Annotated in this window: 1 protein-coding gene; it reads right to left on the reverse strand. The window is 63.9% G+C overall.

What is annotated here, in order from left to right:
* Positions 1–14: 14 nt before the first annotated feature.
* On the reverse strand, positions 15–693 hold a 679-nt coding region (locus ACFQND_RS12210; RefSeq protein ID WP_377413605.1), incomplete at its 5' end, for an IS481 family transposase.

Raw genomic sequence — 693 nt, forward strand, 5'->3', positions numbered from 1 at the left:
CTAGCTGTACCCGGTCAGGACGTTGGTTCCAGTCGGCTGATCGGTGGGAAGCCTCTCAGGGCTGAGTGGCAGCGTCCAGTGTTGTAGAACTCGAGCCAGGGTGCAAGCGCCCTCGTGCGTTCCGTGTTCGTGGCGTAGGGTCGCCGGTAGGCCCACTCGGTTTGCAGGGTGCGGTTGAAGCGTTCGACTTTCCCGTTCTGCCAGGGGCAGTGCGGGCGGATGAACTTCTGCCGGATCCCGTGGTCGGCACAGACCTGACGGAGCGAGTACCGGTAGGCCCACGCATTGTCCGTGATGAGACGCTCGATGCGGGTGATCCCACGGGCAGCGAAGTACGCGATCGCACGCTCCAAGAACGCCGCGCAGGTCGTACCTTTCTCGTCGGGGAGGACCTCAGAGTACGCGAGTCGCGAGTGATCATCGACGAGTGAGTGCACGTAGTCGTAACCGACCGGTTGTGTGCGCTGGTAGGTCTCTTCTCGCCGTGATCTGCCGTGCGCTTTCCAGCCGCCGCCATCGGGGATACGGCCGAGTTTCTTCACGTCCATGTGGACGAGCTCACCGGGACGGTCTCGCTCGTAACGAATCGTGGTGGTTTTCGACGCGCGGATCGGTTCCCCGGTCATCGGGTCCAGGCGGGCCAGGTGCGGGATGCCCTGTCGGGCCAGGATGCGAGAGACCGTTCTCGGCGCA

Source organism: Polaromonas aquatica, from assembly GCF_042659145.1.
Lineage (GTDB): Bacteria > Pseudomonadota > Gammaproteobacteria > Burkholderiales > Burkholderiaceae_C > Polaromonas > Polaromonas aquatica.